16 protein-coding genes are annotated in these 16,411 nt (G+C 59.7%); 11 read left to right on the top strand and 5 right to left on the bottom strand.

Annotated elements, in window-relative coordinates; translation table 11 throughout:
* Positions 1-7: 7 nt before the first annotated feature.
* From LY284_RS38075 to LY284_RS38055, 5 genes are all read right to left on the bottom strand, one after another.
* Positions 8-2,614: a conjugal transfer protein TraB gene (locus LY284_RS38075; RefSeq protein ID WP_233392394.1), complete on the bottom strand. Its 2,607-nt coding sequence runs from the start codon at positions 2,612-2,614 to the stop codon at positions 8-10.
* Positions 2,614-2,925: a type IV secretion system protein VirB3 gene (locus tag LY284_RS38070; protein ID WP_233392393.1), complete on the bottom strand. Its 312-nt coding sequence runs from the start codon at positions 2,923-2,925 to the stop codon at positions 2,614-2,616. The genes LY284_RS38075 and LY284_RS38070 overlap by 1 nt, the downstream gene beginning before the upstream one ends.
* Before the next feature lie 88 nt (positions 2,926-3,013).
* Positions 3,014-3,367, bottom strand: coding sequence for a TrbC/VirB2 family protein (locus tag LY284_RS38065; protein ID WP_233392390.1), 354 nt, complete (start codon positions 3,365-3,367; stop codon positions 3,014-3,016).
* On the bottom strand, positions 3,367-3,654 hold the full coding sequence (korA, locus tag LY284_RS38060) for a KorA family transcriptional regulator (RefSeq protein WP_233392387.1): 288 nt from the start codon (positions 3,652-3,654) through the stop codon (positions 3,367-3,369). Before korA ends, LY284_RS38065 begins: the two co-directional genes overlap by 1 nt.
* Positions 3,655-3,657: 3 nt before the next feature.
* Positions 3,658-4,404 carry a lytic transglycosylase domain-containing protein gene (locus LY284_RS38055; protein WP_233392386.1) on the bottom strand — a complete coding sequence of 249 codons (747 nt, stop codon included), beginning with the start codon at positions 4,402-4,404 and terminating at the stop codon, positions 3,658-3,660.
* Between the two features lie 138 nt (positions 4,405-4,542).
* On the opposite strand from LY284_RS38055, the gene LY284_RS39490 reads away from it, so the two are divergent.
* The 11 genes from LY284_RS39490 (at position 4,543) to LY284_RS38000 (ending at position 16,313) form a co-directional block, all read left to right on the top strand.
* On the top strand, positions 4,543-4,707 hold the full coding sequence (locus LY284_RS39490) for an H-NS family nucleoid-associated regulatory protein (RefSeq protein WP_370652302.1): 165 nt from the start codon (positions 4,543-4,545) through the stop codon (positions 4,705-4,707).
* A gap of 408 nt (positions 4,708-5,115) precedes the next feature.
* Positions 5,116-5,430, top strand: coding sequence for a TrbM/KikA/MpfK family conjugal transfer protein (locus LY284_RS38045; RefSeq protein ID WP_233392381.1), 315 nt, complete (start codon positions 5,116-5,118; stop codon positions 5,428-5,430).
* Between the two features lie 174 nt (positions 5,431-5,604).
* Positions 5,605-6,957 carry an autoinducer binding domain-containing protein gene (locus LY284_RS38040; RefSeq protein ID WP_233392378.1) on the top strand — a complete coding sequence of 451 codons (1,353 nt, stop codon included), beginning with the start codon at positions 5,605-5,607 and terminating at the stop codon, positions 6,955-6,957.
* A 353-nt stretch (positions 6,958-7,310) separates the two neighbouring features.
* A complete protein-coding gene (locus LY284_RS38035) occupies positions 7,311-8,546 on the top strand; it encodes a ParA family protein (protein ID WP_233392376.1) in 1,236 nt (411 codons plus the stop codon).
* A gap of 110 nt (positions 8,547-8,656) precedes the next feature.
* Positions 8,657-9,610: a ParB/RepB/Spo0J family partition protein gene (locus LY284_RS38030; protein WP_233392374.1), complete on the top strand. Its 954-nt coding sequence runs from the start codon at positions 8,657-8,659 to the stop codon at positions 9,608-9,610.
* A 250-nt stretch (positions 9,611-9,860) separates the two neighbouring features.
* Entirely contained in the window at positions 9,861-11,045 is a 1,185-nt protein-coding gene (locus LY284_RS38025; protein ID WP_233392373.1) for a Replication protein O, read from the top strand.
* A 518-nt stretch (positions 11,046-11,563) separates the two neighbouring features.
* Positions 11,564-11,776, top strand: coding sequence for a hypothetical protein (locus tag LY284_RS38020; RefSeq protein WP_233392371.1), 213 nt, complete (start codon positions 11,564-11,566; stop codon positions 11,774-11,776).
* An 876-nt stretch (positions 11,777-12,652) separates the two neighbouring features.
* Entirely contained in the window at positions 12,653-12,856 is a 204-nt protein-coding gene (locus tag LY284_RS38015; RefSeq protein ID WP_233392369.1) for a cold-shock protein, read from the top strand.
* A 243-nt stretch (positions 12,857-13,099) separates the two neighbouring features.
* Positions 13,100-13,528, top strand: a complete 429-nt coding sequence (locus LY284_RS38010; protein ID WP_008343626.1) for an antitoxin Xre/MbcA/ParS toxin-binding domain-containing protein — start codon at positions 13,100-13,102, stop codon at positions 13,526-13,528.
* Positions 13,529-13,586: 58 nt separating this feature from the next.
* The gene (locus tag LY284_RS38005; RefSeq protein ID WP_233392367.1) at positions 13,587-14,102 is read left to right on the top strand and encodes an RES family NAD+ phosphorylase; all 516 of its coding nucleotides are present in this window, start codon (positions 13,587-13,589) and stop codon (positions 14,100-14,102) included.
* A gap of 129 nt (positions 14,103-14,231) precedes the next feature.
* On the top strand, positions 14,232-16,313 hold the full coding sequence (locus LY284_RS38000) for a phage integrase family protein (protein WP_008343778.1): 2,082 nt from the start codon (positions 14,232-14,234) through the stop codon (positions 16,311-16,313).
* Positions 16,314-16,411 lie beyond the last annotated feature (98 nt).

Genomic DNA, 16,411 nt, shown 5'->3' with positions numbered 1-16,411 from the left:
ACCTCCTTTATGCTTTGCGGCGAACCGCGTCGAAATATGCCGGCAGCCACGCATCAGGGTCTTCTGACCCGAGTCGTTTCATGACCTGATCAAGTCGCTCGGCGTTGTCCGGGGTCCCCGAGAGGATCGCGATCTCATCGTCCATGCCGGAAAGATCCATCACGGCGACTGCCGACTGGTTGCCTTGCTTGACGAGAAATTGCCGACTGTCCTCGGGGATCGACAGCATCGCGTCTAGTTCCGCGGGCGTGAGCTTGAGATACTCGAGGTAGTCCGAGGGAGTGGCCTCAGGGTTGTACAGCATCACTTTGGTCACGCACGCCTGAGTGATCGTCTTTCCGATTGCGCTATCCAGCGCGTCGTTCGCCTCTTGGGTGGCGAACACGTAAATGCAGTCCTTTTTCCGATCCGTCTTGAGTCCACGCTTTACTTCAAGCGTGATGGTCGGATCGTCGAGATACTGCGCGAACTCGTCAAACGTTTGAATGACGCGCCGCGTTCCGTCGATCGAGGAGCGCACCCGATACAGCAGATACATCAGCAATGGCGTGCGGGCGACCGGCGCTTTTTGCCCTGGTCCGACGATGAAATCAGTAAGGTCGAATCCGAACACGTCATGCTGATTTAGATCCAACTCGTCGGCGTCGTTATCGAATAACCACCCGTGCTCTCCCCCACGGCACCACGGCTCAAGCAGCGATGCGAGGGACGGCCGCTCGCCTGCGCCTACCTGATAGGGCCGCGGAAGATGTTGCACGATAGCGGTGAAGGTGCGAGTCGCCAGTGGCATGAGTGAACTCGACCCCATGACAGCATCAACTGCCTCGTTGACTTGCTTCACCTCATCGTGTGTGATCGGGCTTTCCAACGAGGTTTCGGCGCACAACCTGATAAGCCGCTTGACCAGTCGGATGTTTGTTTCTGTCGGTGCAAGCTGCGCGGGTTGCCATCCTGTGGGGTGGCCGTCGCGCAGCACGGTGTACAGTCCGCCGAGGGCCGCAACCAAGGGATACATGCCCTGCCCCACGTCATAGATAAATTGGCGAGGACGGAACTTCGTCGAGAAAGACAAGAGTGTGCTCAACAACGTGGTCTTTCCCGAGCCTGTCTTGCCCAGCATGATCGCGTGGCCGGGTGGACGTTTACCGAAAGAGCTTTCGTTGAGTGGCGACGAATGCCAATTGAAGAACAGTGGCGTGCCTGTGACGGTCTTGAGCAATGCGACGGCGGGACCCCAGGGATTTCCGTCCGGCTTTCCAACCATAAAATTGTGGAACGGCGAGAACGACAGGAAATTCATGCTGTTGATCGGCACGGGGCGCGGCGCCAGCGCGTGGTTGGCCGGCAGCCGTGACCACCATGCTGCGTCCGACGCAAGGCCGATTGACCGTGCGACAACCGAGCACGAGTTAAGCATCACCCGCGCGGCTCGCGCTCGCCGTTGCGCCTCCTTCGGCGTATCAGCAGTGACATGCAGACAACCGTAGTACCACCCCATCGTCACGCGACGCGAGACAACATCGTCTGCGGCATCGGCCATCTGAGCGATCTGGGACCGGCTCTTGTCCTTCGTTTCGAGCATCGCTTTTTCCTGGTTTGACAGGAACACGCTGGCCGCAATGCTCGACATGCAGCAATACTGCTGGGACAACACGAACTCGAAGTCCGCCTCCATCAGGATATTGAGCTGCCCCGGCTCGGTCGCCTCTGGATAATCCACTATCTCTACGCCCGCGACGTATTTGTCGGCATCGATTCGACGGCTTTGCATCACGTCGCCGAACACCGAGCTCACGATCCGGTTATAGAGCATCGACTCACGCGCTCGATCCCGCGTGACCGGAAACGGCTGCCATTCGTCATTTGCCAGGAACGAGAAGAACTCCAACGCGCTTGAAAAGGCGAACTGGCGCCCAGTCGACGCAACGATCTGCAAAGCGGGCGTCGGCGCTCGTGAAAGCTCACCTTCCTCGCTCAAAATGTCGTCGGGATCTGCCACATCATCGGCCTCGGCGGCGTGGCGATCCTCGATGCGATTCCCTCTGGCATCGCGGTAGTAGATGCCGAGCGCTTCAATGCCGTAAGCGCGCATCGCGCCAGTGATCTGCGACGCTATGTCTTCGAGGCTCGCTATCGCCTCTGCCTGGATCTCGAGCAACTCTTCGCGCGACGGGCGTTCGAACCGAGCCAGAAACTTTTGTGTCAGATCCCCGACGGGGTTGTACACGATCGTCAGGTACCAATCGTTGGTCATCAACGGCACATCTTCAAAGCGTTCGCGATATTTGCGATCCAGCTCGCGTGGGAATATCGCGTTGAATTCGGTCTCGGGATAGCGATCACTCTGGTGATGATGCAAATGCGTCCAGAACCGGACGTGTTCATTGCCTACTGTTTTGAACAGTTGATTCAAGTCGCGACGCCAGTTGATGTGCTCCGCGTCGGACGCGCACTCGTGCGAGCGTCCCCGAATGCGGAACGTCATCAGGTACTCATTCGACACGGCGCTCACGATCGAGTCAGTGACGTGATAGGAATAGGGCACGAACTTCACCGCCGACGGTTCCTTCCTGTACCCGGCATCGGCTTGCAGTCGACGCATGGAGACGGTCATCACATCTTCTCCTTGTAGCTCACCGGCGCATAGCTTGACCCGCCCCATCGGCCTGAGAACGGCGAGTCCACGAGATTCACGAACTTTGTACTGAACGCCAAGCCGATCACGCGGAACATGCGGTCGTCGTGCTTAGTGATGCAAAAGCAAACGAACCAAAGGAAGGCGAAGAGGAGGAATGTCCAAAAGTGAATCACCATGAACAGCGCGCCACACACCATGAAAACAAGCAGGAACGGGGTGCGCGGGATGCCCATGTAGGTCGGGAGGCGCGTTGCGCCTTTGAACAGGGGAAACTCGCCTGTCTTCATTGATGGCACCTCTCAGATGGGGGATCGATGGCCGTGGCGTCGTAGACACGGGTCCGAGAACTCTGCTCTCGGTCTCGACCGTCAAGCCTTAGCTGATTCCGAAAAGCGCGACCAGATAAGACGCAGAGCCCACGACAATCAGTCCGACCACGCAGCGCACGGCGAAGTCAGCTCGAACGAGGTGCGCGATCCAGCCAAGAGCGCATGCGATGATCAGCAGTGCGGCGCCGATGGGAATCCAGGTCATCATCCACGCCTGCAACGAACTCATGGCGGATGATCCAGTGTCGGTGCCTGCGGCATAGGCGCCTGACGAGAAGAAGGAAGTGATGGCAAGCGTCCATGCAAAAAGCGGGACGCCCCGGGAGCGATAGACGTGGTCGGTGATAAACCGGAAGGTAGCGGCGGGACGACCGATTTTTCGGGAAACGACGAGTGTCATCAAGGTTCTCCGGTTTTCGGGTTAAATTCGGACAACAGCAACACACAGCTTTCGACTCCGCATCGCTCGCGAAGCCACTCCACTAGCAATCTGAGGTCGGCCCAATAGCGCACCTCTTCTTTCGCTTGAACGCGAATCGAACAGACGACGACATTCGCGGCGTCATCGCCGACTTCAAACAGTGGAAACCACTGTTTGGTCGCCACTCTCTGAATCTTCACGGCCTGTAGTCGGCCGCGCCGAATTTCTTCCTCGATCTGCTTTTGCGGGATCAAGAACACTTGCATGGGTTACGGCTCCGGCATCACCGAGCCGAATGCACCGGGGTCGTCTCGCGAGAACGCGCCTTGGTTTTCCAGGTCCTGGGGATCCCGCATCACCGCCGCGGTGGCTTTCATGGGGAGCCTTTCGACGGCTGCCCTACCCTGCTGCATGGAACTGGAATTAGATTGCGCTCCACGCGTCACACCGCCAGCGTCATCCGTCAGGGCAGGGATTTGTAGGGCTCGCACATGCGCAACGACCTTGGAGACGTATCCGTTGGCGATGCCGCGCGACTGCGAACCCGTGTTGTAGCAGGAAAGCGCGTGCAACAGTGCCGTCTGGCCTTCGCCGTAGGTTTGCGCCGCGCGTGAATAGCAAGCCGTCAAGACCGCAGCTGAAGCGCGCAGGTTGACGCATGGATCCAGCAAATCGCTGCCGCTGACACCCAGATTCAAAAAATTTGCCGAATTGACCTGCCCGTACCCGACGTCAAAGTTCGCGCCACTTGCTTCCAACTTCGCGATGATCTGGGCCGCCTCTTCTTTCGTGTCGGGTTGCGAAGACAGGCGATAATTTCCGTTCACGTTGATCGCGATCGGATTGTTCTTCGATTCGTGGGCAACCAGGGAGCCCATGGTGATAGGACTGACATTGGGCGCGCACTGCTTCGCTATCTCCATCACGTCGGCCGACGTTCCGGCGTGGGCATTAGCCTGCCCTGCCACTGCAACCATGGCAGCAGACAACGCAGCGAGCAGAATGATGCGGCTCATCGTTAGTCCTTGAAATTGCATTTTCAATGCTTAACGTCTATCTTAGTGAGTAACGAGGCTGTGTCAAGCGACAAGAGCAAACCGAACAGACGTGCTGCGAAGCGTCCGGCCGCACCGGCTGAACAGATTCAGTTCGTAATGGTCGGAGGAGAGAAAGCCCCGAAGGGACCGGCGCGATATCGCGACCCGGCCAATCCCTTCAACACGTGGAGCGGTCGTGGCAAGCGGCCGCATTGGTTGAGGGACTACCTGGATCAGGGGCGTCTCTTGACCGACTTCGAGGTACGCGATCCGGAGGACTGAGATGGGCAAGGTGATACGGCTAGATGCACCCAGGCAAAATCGATCCGCTTCCCCTCGGTCGCGCGCTTCCCGAACCATCACCGGATTCGCTCGAGGTGCATTAAAGGCAACGTGCCAGGTCGCACGGCGCTGTGCTGCGTTGATCGGTCGTATCGCTTTGCTCACGTCGATTGACATACTGATCACCTTGCTTGCGTTATTCATCAAACCGCTTCGCATACTGACGAAGCTTATTGCTATCACTGTGCTTTTCGCGGCCCTGTTCGCATTTCTCGATCATTGGAAGCACTTACAGTTTCTGTTTGCATCCATGGGTGTGCTTGCATTTATCTCAGCTTTAAATGCATGCTTTAAGCGCGCGCTCGCGGATTCAAACCATACGTAATCCCACTCGAGAGGACTGTGAATATGAAACACCATCGCACTATTGCCCTGTTCGTTTCGATTGCCGCTGCAGTTGTGACACCGCCCGTTTTCGCGAAAGACGCGTGCGCCTCGCTACTGTGCATGGCGGGCGACGCCGCTGGTGTGGGCGGCGGATCCAGCTGCGACAAGCCAATCAAAGATTTCCTGTCGATTGTTGAGTACCGGCACGGACACGTCGACTTGAACGCCACGCCAAATGCCCGAAGGAATTATCTGAACTCGTGTCCGGGATCCAATCACGACACGTCGAGCATCGACTCCATTATCTCGGCATTTGGATCTGTCACTCATCTCTAAATCCTTCAGCGATTTACGTCTTGCTGTCCATCTTATAAAAACTAAGCAGCATGTTCACCGTATTGACTATGCTGCCGGTTTGATGATAGGCCGGGGATAATGTGACTATTTGTAACGAAGCGTGATTGAATCGCATTCGTACAGTTCAATCCAATTTTTTGGTCGGACAAAATCATGGCAGCTCTGCAACCAATCTCGCTAAACCTTGGGCATGAGACTGTGCGGCTGAATGTGACACCGGCTGCAGCTGGATTTCTCATCGAGCGCGAGTCGTTTTCGACCGCGCCTGCCGGGAAGGTAGGCCCAAAGATCACTCAGGTTTTGCTTGCAAACGACGCGAGCATCTCCGAATTTATGAAGAGTGAGCCGCACTCTGATCGGGTTGGACCGGTTCTTGAGCACCTACTTCGCGAAGCAATGTACGTGGCTCCGGAATCGAGCGCGCCGGGCTCGATTGAGGAGCAGTTGGCGATGCTCAATCGTCTAAGCCGGGCCACTGATGAGATCGAGTTGTTGCATTGCGTCAACGCCGTCATTCGTGGGTTGGGTGCGACGAGCTTCATGTTTTTCTTGGCGCAAGATGACTCGAGTGGTCAACCGGCCTCTTATCGAATTCTGACCTCGCATGCCGAGGCACTGCAGACCTACGTGTCCTTGCGCATGTACGCGGGCGATCCTGCCCTTGAGCGCGCGCGCGGACATCCCGAGCCATTTTTTTCGTCAGACTTCGGCAAGATTCAAAGAATGAGCGGCGGCGGTCGCAAGATCGCCGAGCGGGCGCGTGGTTTCGGGATGAAAAGCCTCGCTGTCGTTCCGGCGCATCATCGCGGAAGCAATCACTTTGGCGTTCTCTACGCAGCGACGGATACATTGCCCGAGGAGAACGGCGAAGAGCGTCTGCGCGCCAATCTGGCATTGTTTCGAGCACTATCCGCCCAAGTGTTTGAGTGGTACATGCGAAAGGAAGTCGCGATCGCGTTCAGAAACACCGGTTTAACAACCCTCGAACTTCAAATCCTCAATGCCTGGAAACGTGGCTTCCAGCTCGATGCAATCGCCGAAGTGCTCAATATTTCGCCGACGTCGTTGAAACGCAACCATGTGCCATCGATCAATGAAAAGCTCGGCGCGAAGACCATCCGGAGCTCGATACAAGTGGCCAGTGACTTGGGCCTGCTCCCGCTGGTCTCAGATCGGAAAGTTGCGTACGTGCTGTACAGCCCTAAACACGGGGTTTTCCTACGAGCGGACGGAGCGTGCCCGGCCTTTTCCAAGTTGTTTCCAGGACCCCTCGAGGAAGCCCAGATATTCGACGACATCGCCGCAGCCAACGAACTGGTTGATGACGTGATGCCGAACCAGAAAGGCGAACTCGAATTCAGGCGAGTCGATGTTCACTGTTTTGCGACGAGCGCGTCTCGGGAGGAATGTGCTGCTGCGGGATTACCTTGGTGGGAGCCGGACGTGGATGAAGAGGACGAAGATGCTTGGGCCGAAAGGAACGGTCCGTCTAATTCCTATCACTAGGAGGTCCGACCGGAGCCTCAACCTTATTGAGGCCGCGCACGGAGGCGCTATGCAAGCCCAACGCGGCTTCATTTATTCGCCGTCGTCCGGGACGGGCTGATCCCCAACGGAGCAGCTAGCAGCACCGCGACGCGCCGCCTTCCGTACAGGCGTCCGCCTCTGATCGGTGCGGCCGGGTGTCTGCGCGCGACACTTAAAGCTTTTTCGAAAATCCGGCTTCAAACCCTCGACCAGTGGCCTTCGCCGAGTAACGTAAACTTGCGACGCGGCGCGTTTCCCACTATGCTGTCGGAAATTCAACACGTATCGTTTTTTTCTCATTCGAGTGTTGAATCCAACAACGGGAGCAGTTGATGACCACCGCCGTTCGGGCACGCCCTGATAAGTCCTCGCCGACGATGCAACTTCAAGTCAAGCACGCTCCGAAGCGTATTCCTTTGAACGGGATCAAAGACATTGCCCGGAGCGCCAGCGACATGCTCGTCGATGTGCGCGAGAGCATGCTTGCGCCACATCCGCGGAAGAACCCGCCGGTTTTTACGACTGCTCAAGTCGGCGATCTCTGCCGTGTTGATCGCCAACGTATGCATTATCTGGCTCGCACGGAGTCCGATCTTCCTCAGGGCACCCTTCGGCATAGCCGTAGTAGGGAATTTACGCTTGCCGAGACACGAATCTGGATCGACCGCATCGCTCCCTTCGCCAAGCGCCCCACCGGGGTAAAGGGGAAAACGATCGCCATCGGGAACTTCAAGGGTGGCGTTAGCAAAACCACAACCGCGATGACGCTGGCTCAAGGCCTGACGCTGTTTGGCCGTCGCGTGCTTCTGGTTGACCTTGATCCTCAAGCTTCGCTCTCTGCACTGCACGGAATCCTCGCCGATAGCGAGGTTGCGGACGAACATACGGTTCTCCCCTTGATTTATGGCGAGACCGATAGCCTTCAATATGCTGTTCAATCCACATATTGGGACGGCATCGACCTAATTCCAGCGAGTGCGGCATTGTTCGGAGCGGAATTCTTCCTGCCGTTCAAACAGTCCAAAGAAAAGAGCTTTCAATTCTGGAACGTGCTGAACAGCGGTCTTCGGTCTCTTTTGGACCAATACGACGTTGTAATCATCGACACGCCCCCTGCCCTGTCCTACCTGACGATCAATGCATTCATGGCAGCGGACGGTCTTGTTGTGCCGACGCCGCCAAGTGCACTCGATTATGCCTCGTCGACCCAGTTCTGGAGTTTGTTCTCCGATTTGTCGCAGAGCATGCAAGAAGTAGCGCCGCAACTGAACAAGAGCTTCGACTTCATCAACGTGCTACTTGCGAAAGTAGACCAGAGCCAAGCAGCGACACCGATTGTCCGAGATTGGATCAACAAGACCTACGAAGGTCTGGTACTTCCTGTTGAGATCCCCACGACCGCGGTGACTCAATCTGCAGCGGCTGAATTCGGAACGGTGTACGACATATCGAAGTATCAAGGAAGCCTGAAAACCTACCAGCGGGCAAGAGAAGCGTACGACCGGTTTGCAGAAATCGTGGATCAACAGATCGTGACGCTGTGGCATGCCGAATCGGAGGTCAAATGAGTATTAAGGATCGACTCGCAGCGAAAGCTGCCGGAATTGGCTCGAACCCACGTCCGCCACGGCCTGAGTCCGATATCCCCGTGAGGCCGAAAACAGCACCTGGACAGCTCATGGCTTCGCTCCCTCTTCTCGCAGAAAAGGAGAGGGAGCTCGACGTGTTGCGCCAGCGCATTGAAGAGTTGGAAGCGGGGGTAACTGCCGGATCGGCGGAGGAAATTGAGCTCTTAAAGAGCAAACTTGCTGAGGCTCAACAGTCCAGGGGTGCGATCGACATCCCGTTGATCGAACTGCACGAGGTGCCCGGTCGACGTCGGCACATGCCGGCGGAGAAGTACGCAGAGCTTCGAGAGAATTTGCGTCATAACAAGCTTATTCATCCGATTGTGGTGCTTCCTCGATTGGAAGGAGGCTTCGAAATACTTTCCGGCCACCATCGCACGGACGCGTTCCGCGAGCTTGGCCGTGAAAGCATTCGCTGCGTTGTCGGCGACACCACGATTGAGGAGGCCGATGAAGGAGCGTTCTTCGCCAACTTGATGCAGTCGGACTTAACCGACTATGAGAAATATGTCGGGCTGAAAAGGTTTCAACAAAAGCACTCAAAGTTGAAGCAAGCAGAGATTGCGGAGCAGATTGGCATTAGCCAATCGTTCGTGAGTCTGTTGCTTTCATATGATCGATTGCCGAATGCGGCGCGTGAGATTCTCGACGCAAATGTGGGGATCGTGGGCGCTTCGGCTGCAGCGGAATTAGCCAGCATTTCTGAGCTCGGGAAGAGTGATCGCGTGGTGGAGGCAGTGCTTCAAGTTTCCACACGCAAGCTGGATCAGTCGCAAGCTGTTCGTTTTGCTCGTGATGGGGACAGAACGAAAACAGCGAAGCCGGCAGCGACGACTTACAAGGTCAAGGCTGGAAAAAACACATGGTGCGACGTGCGTCGCGCCAAGAACGTCATGCGAATCGAGTTTCAGTCTGAAGAAGTTGCAGAAGCTGTCCAAGATGCTATCAGACGCACGCTGGAAACTTTGGCAGGCGCTAGATCAAATGAGATGAACGACGCGTAACCGTAACACGTTGATTTCAAACGATATGAGACTCTAATTGATGGAAATATCAAGAATCTAGGTCTTTCGAGACCCAAAAACAAAAGCCCCCGGCGGGAACCGAGGGCTTTTGAAGGTTTGGCTGCGAGAGCCTAACCGCGCACTCACCGGCGGGAACCGGAAGTGGTCACTGCTCACAGACCCCGAGTGTAGCGAAACGCGATCTGCAGTCAAGCGAATTCAATCCATTTTTGCAAATGGACCGCTCGACATGTCTATCGCGCAACGCTTGGTTGCTGGCGAGGGTGAAACACATCCCGAAGATTCGGCTGCCCTCACCGCTTTTCGCTGCGACTCGACCAACCTGCCCTGGATCATCTTCCGGGCGGCGTTCCGAGCCGCGCACATCGAACAGATTCCGCCGCGCGCTCGCGCGCTACTCTCCGCCCTCGCCCGCACGGTCGACGCCGCCAAGCCGTTCGCAGCGATCTTTGCACGGCGCGAATTGCTGACCGGGCGTGCGCTACAATCGATGCGGACGTTCTATCGCAGCCTCGATGATCTCGAAGCGGCGGGACTTATCGATCGTCGCCCTCAAGCTCGCTACGTCGAAGCTGGTCTGTTCGGCCGTGCCTACCTGCACCTGACCGAACACGCTGTCGCCCTCCTCGGCCTCATTGAGTCTACGCGCACGCAGGACGAACCCGCGCCGCAATCGGTCTCGCCCGCCGCATCTAACGACGCAGCATCCTCATTTCCAGCACCGTCTGCCAAGATGGCAGACGGTGGAATATATAAGGATCTAAGCCCTTCCGTTTTTCAAAAGAGACAACCAGGGTCACTGCCTGCGGACCTCCAGCGCCTGCGCACCCTGGGGTTTTTTGATTTTTTGATTTTCAAACTCATGCGCGAAGCGCGTGAGCACGGTAAGCGCCTCTCCGATGTCGTCGAGGCGACGTGGGACCACCTGAAGCTGGCCAAGGCCCCCATCAACTACCTGCGCGCCCTGCTGCGCAATCCGGTCGACTTTGCCCACCTCGTGCGACGTCGCGACCGCGATAAGACCGCCAATCAGGCGCGCACGCAGCAGCACGTCGAGGCCACCGCCGTCGCCCTGCAAAACGCCGGCCGTACGTTCATCGACGCTGATGGAAAGTGTCAGTACGTGATCGGTGCAAGCGGCGAGTCGATGACGATCTGCAGGCTCACGGAGGGCATCGGACGCCAGGCGACGGGTTGGACCCAATCGTTCGCGCACGCCCTGAAGACCGGAACCCTGCGTCCGGCCACCGCGATCGACCTCGAGCGCTTCGCCGACGCCCAACGAACGGCGGTCGCCGCCAACTCGCCGCGCAGGGAGTCGATGGCACCCGCGAAGCCGCCCGTGACGTTGGCGGTGCGCGAGCACATTGCCGGCCTGCGCCAGTTGCTGAAGGTTCGCACGGTGACGGCTTAGCCCTCGCCGGGCCGCAGGGCGGCTGACGGCGTGGTAGGTGTGACTTCATCGCCGGAGTGGGCGTGCCAAGCGCGTCGAGACCCCGCGTCCGACGCGATCAATGAGCCGTCCCGGCGAGAGTGCGAAACGCAACTACCGATCGGTTTTCATCCACGCCTAGAAGCTGCCCGCGTGAGCGGTGCCGTCACGACGCGCGTGGGCATCTCGGCCCGCAACGAACCGCGCCTCACCTGGACCTTTGGCACCGACTGTCGATCCGAGTGTCGGTCGGCCAGGCTCGACGAAGCGGAACGAATCCTCAGCCGTCCCTGCAGCGCGACGACACGGTTGCCGTCGACCGAATCCTGGGTGGGAAGAGAGACCTCAAGCTGGCGTCCATCGACGCGTCGGTCCCGCCGTGCGTGCGGTGTTGCTGCCTCGTCGAGCCAAGCAACCAGCCGCCCACGGCGAGGCGATCGGGCGGCGGATCAAGTGGCTCAAGCGGCTCGCGGCGTCTGAGCCGCTCGAACCGATCCAGTTTGACGCTTTCCGCAACGACGGCGGGCTGCGCGCGGGCGTTCAAGGTGAGCGATATCGGCACCATCGCTGCAAACTGCGGGGCGATTTCCCCGTTCGGCGACGCGGTCCGCGAGATGCTCCTCGAGGCGTCTCTCAAGTCGTCCAGCCAGGCGCGGAGGCAGCGCATGGCAGAGCGGCAACCGGCCGGTGACGGAAACCGTTGCCGTCCTTGACCGGTGCCAGCTCGCTCAGCCCGATGCCCGTAACGTTCGCATGCCGTGGGGCGTTCGGTGGATTTGCAGCCAACCCGGAGCGTCCCGCCGCGAGGCCGCGTCTTGTCTGTGACGCGCGCGGCGCGGGAGGATGCGGAGCGGGAACCGGTCTTTTGCCGATGGGCGCCGACGCGCGCCGCGGCGGCCCACCGTCGCCGTTCGAGTTCGGGGTGGGCCTCGGCGTCAACGGGCTGCCGAGGCATGTGACAGGGCTGCAGCGGACCAATCGCCAGGGGTGGCAGGGGGCAACATGGATGCCTGCCGATATCTCGGCCGCGGCAATGGGATCAATCAGGCCAATCTGACTCCAGCCGAGCTCGGACGCGCCGGGCGGCCGAGCTCGGGAAAGCAGTCGCAGTACGCGGAGCGCTCGGTGAAATCCAGCAACACAAGTCGATGCGCGCAGCCCGCCCGCGACGCCGTTCCCGCGGGGCCATCGACCCATCGGCAGGGGAGGGGAGCGGTCCGCGGCCCGGCGGCGTGCGCCAATCTCGCGCGGCGATGCCACCGTTTGATGCGCGACTCGGGCGCCGCGCACGGCGCCAACTGCGTAGCTTTATCCGAACTCGGCCAGGAAAATCCGCGCTCGCGCAATCTTGGTCAAGCCTGATAATGTAATAGCGTCGGGATTATCAGACACGGGTACACCCCTTTGAAATTTCGAACGAACGGTCGTTCAAAACGCCGATTCGAGCGTCGAAGTACACCGGCCTGCGCCACCAGTCACAACTCGGACGATGTGGATTGATCTTATTGCCTCGTCCTTCTCAGCAAGTCAAGATAGCGCCTGGCGCCGCGGTGGCGACGCGATCTTCAATCTCATAGGCAAAAACAAACATGGCAACAGGTACAGTCAAGTGGTTCAACGATGCAAAGGGTTTCGGCTTCATCACGCCGGACAATGGCGGCGATGATCTGTTCGCGCACTTCTCGGAGATTCAAACCAACGGTTTCAAATCACTCGCGGAAGGGCAGAAGGTGACCTTCGACGAGAAGATGGGTCCGAAGGGCAAGCAGGCGTCGAACATCAAGCCGGCGTAACGGCGGCGGCCCTGGCGATCGAGGGGTCGCCAGGGCATCGGAAGACGAGGGTGGAGGCCCGAAGGCAGGGTTTTGGCGGCAAAAAACACCAACTACCAAAACCGCGCTTGTCTGCTAATTATTATTAGCAGTGAATGATTTAATGGCTAGAATAGGGCATCTTCGCTTCTACGTCGCTGCGGAGTGGGGCGGAGGTATCATTTGGCCTATAATGAAGGTTCAAATGATTCCATGGAGACCGCCATGTTGCTGGTGTCGCCTGAACAGATCGCCGCGGTGATGGCCTTGGCGCGTATCCCGCACTCGGTGGCCGAACTCGACGCGCAGGTGCGCGAGGGACTGCCGAAATCGGCGTTGAAGGAAGGCGTCGAGCACGCGACGCGTAGCGCCGAGGAACGGCGTGCGCTGCTCGCGCGCATCGTGCCGGAGGCGACCTTCAAGCGTCGCCGCGACAAGCTCAGTCCCGACGAGTCGGAGAAGACCGAGCGGCTGGCGCGGATCGTCGCGACCGCGCGTTACGTCTGGGACGACGAGGCGGACGCGCGGGAATTCCTGAACACCCCGCATCCGTTGCTCGAAGGGCGCACGCCGGTGGAGGTGGCATTGACCGAGCTGGGTGCGCGGCGCGTCGAAGAGTTGCTGTGGAAGTTGTTCTATGGGCTGCCGGCATGACCTCCTACATAGATGGCGTCGAGGTTGAAATTGAGGCAGAGGGCGAGGTACGGGCCTGATGCGGATTTTTAGAATTGCGGATCGCCGTCATCCCGTCTGGAGCGGCACCGGCGCGATGCTCGTGGGCGGCCGGTTCAATAGCCCGGGCCGTCCGGTCATCTACGGGGCGCTGAATTTCGCGGGCGCGATGCTGGAAGTGCTGGTCCATGCGCGGATCGGCAAGGTGCCGAAACATCACGTGTGGGTCGAGGTCGACGTGCCCGAGGATGTGTCGATCGAGCGCGTGACCGTCGAGGACTTGTCGGCGGGGTGGGACGCGCCCGACGCGCAGATCGCGCGACGCTTCGGCGACCAGTGGATCGAGGAAGCGAGATCCGCAGCCCTGGTGGTGCCGTCGGTAGTGGCAAGGGCGGAATGCAATGCCGTAATCAATCCCGCGCATCCGGACGCGGCGCGCCTGGTGGTGTCGGCGCCGCAGCCCGTGGTGTGGGATCAGCGGTTCTTTGTGAGTGACGGCGAGCGGGATCCGAATCCGCGCGGGCACCAAAGCGATGAGAAGCCGACCCCCGAATAAGCTCACCGAGGGTGGTCGAGTCGAGCGGGCTAACAGGCCGTCATCGTCGGTCCAGGAACCGAGCAAGGTCGGGTGCGAAGCGGATCGTGTGAAATGGATGAAGTGAGAGACGAGGTGCGCTGACCGATCATGGCCAACAAACCGCAACAACTGATCTTGCCGCCCCCGCGGACCTATACGCGCACGGACTTCACCGCCTTACGTGCGTTTGTGCAGCGCTTGCCGGCATCGACGATCGCGCGTCTCTACTATGATCCCGAGCGTTCGCCGCACGCGGCCAGTGCCGAGGCGACTGAGCGTTATCTGAGCACGATGCGCGACGATCTGGTTCACCTCGCGCTGCTGCATGGCTCTCAGGCCTTGGCGGATCATCTGAAGGCATCGATCAAGCAGCACGGCAGCGCGAAGCTGACTGCCGTCACCCTGCGCATGGTCGAGCACGCGTCGACGCTCGCCGCGGCCGCACCGCTCACGATGCACCCGGTTCACCTGTGGTTTCGTCCGCTCATCGCGCAGCGCCTGAGCGGGGAGGGCATCGGCACACTCGGCGCGCTGATCGACTATTGCAATGCGCGCGGCGGCAGCTGGTGGCGATCAGTTCCGCGCGTGGGCGCGTTGCGCGCCCGCACACTTGTCGCGTGGCTGCGACGCCATCAAGCGACACTCGGCGTCCAGGTTGCAGCGGACGTCGACACGACGTCGTTGGTGCCATCGCTTCAACCGGGCGCGCACGCCGACCCCAAACAGGAATCCGATCGAGGGCCGGTTGTCATTGGCGGTGACCCGGCCGAACCGCGCCTGGCCGCCTTCGAACACCTCGCCGTACCGGCTGCACTATCAGGCGGCGAGGGGACGTACCGCGGTCTCAACCGGGCGACCACATTCGCGTTCATCCGCGCGGAGCACGATCTGGCCGCAGTCCACGCCTACTTGCACCGGTATCGCGATCGACCCACGACCTTGCGCGCCTACACGCGCGAACTCGAACGCCTCATTCTATGGAGCGTCGTCGTTCGGCAAAAGGCGCTGTCGTCGCTCGCGGTCGAGGATTGCGAGGCCTACAAGGATTTCTTGAAGGCGCCGTTGGCCTCGTTCACGGGACCGAAGCGGCCGCGCAGCAGTGGAAGGTGGCGGCCGTTTTCAACCGAAGGTCTGTCGGCCGACAGTCAGGCGTATGCGGTGCGCGTGCTGCGCGCGGCATTTGCGTGGCTCGTCGAGGTGCGCTATCTGGCGGGTAACCCCTGGAGCGCCGTGCATGAGCCGGCCACTATCACGCGTGAACTCGCCGTGCAGGTACAACGGGCGCTGCCGGCCAAACTGTGGGCGCAGGTACGCGCAGCACTGGATGAACGATGTGACCGCACCTTCATGACCGAGGCCCATCTACCAGCCGACGAGGATGGGCGTCAATGGCGTGCCGCCCGCGCGGCGATCTTGCTGATGGGGGACTCCGGTTTGCGCCGTGCGGAAGCTGCCTCGGCGCGACGTGAAGATCTGCGTCCCGCCGAAGATCGCGACGACCGCGGGCTAGCGGAACGCAGAAGAACTGCCGTTCGGCCATCGACGGGCGGACCTGCCTCGAGCGCGGCATCGACAAACAATCCATCGACTAACATGACCGCTGCGGCACAGAAATCGTTACCGGATGCAAACGCCGGTGCCGCTCGGGCCGCCCGCGCGGTCTGGACCTTGACCATCGTGGGGAAGCGTCGCAAGCAACGCACGGTGCCGGTCAGTCGCGCGACGGTTGACGCGTTGCGAGCGCACTGGCGAGATCGCGGCAGCGATTTTGATGAGGTGCACGCTGATGGACCGCTCATCGCGCCAACCTGGATCCCGGCCACGCCTGCGGCGATCGAACGACATGAAGCGGGTTTGGACGAACCTAATGAAAAGGGTAGAGCTCACTCGATGCCCTATACCGTCGATGCGCTCGGCCGCATCGTTCGCATGGCGATGCAACGACTGAGCGCGCAGACTGCGGCGTTGGCCGACTTCAGCGCGGAGGACCTGGTGCAGTTAGCCAACACCTCGGCTCACGCTTTTCGACACACATTTGGGACGCGCGCGGTTGCGCGCGATATGCCGACAGACGTCGTCCAGTCGATCCTGGGCCACGCGTCGTTGCAGACGACGTCAATTTATGTGCGGGCTGAACGGCGCCGCATGCTCGACGCTGCGGCGCGTTACTACGCCGACGACGAGGCATAGGGGTGATTTTTGTTGCAGCGCGGACGCGCGTTCGACGCGCTCGGCCGTTTCGGGCGCGCAGTATCAAGATCGCACGCGTCGGTGCGTCAGTCGACCAA

The organism is Caballeronia sp. PC1 (assembly GCF_021353155.1).
GTDB classification, from domain to species: Bacteria; Pseudomonadota; Gammaproteobacteria; order Burkholderiales; family Burkholderiaceae; genus Caballeronia; species Caballeronia cordobensis.
The sequence above is the reverse complement of the archived record's forward strand: the minus strand, read 5'-3'. Positions and strand labels throughout refer to the sequence as shown.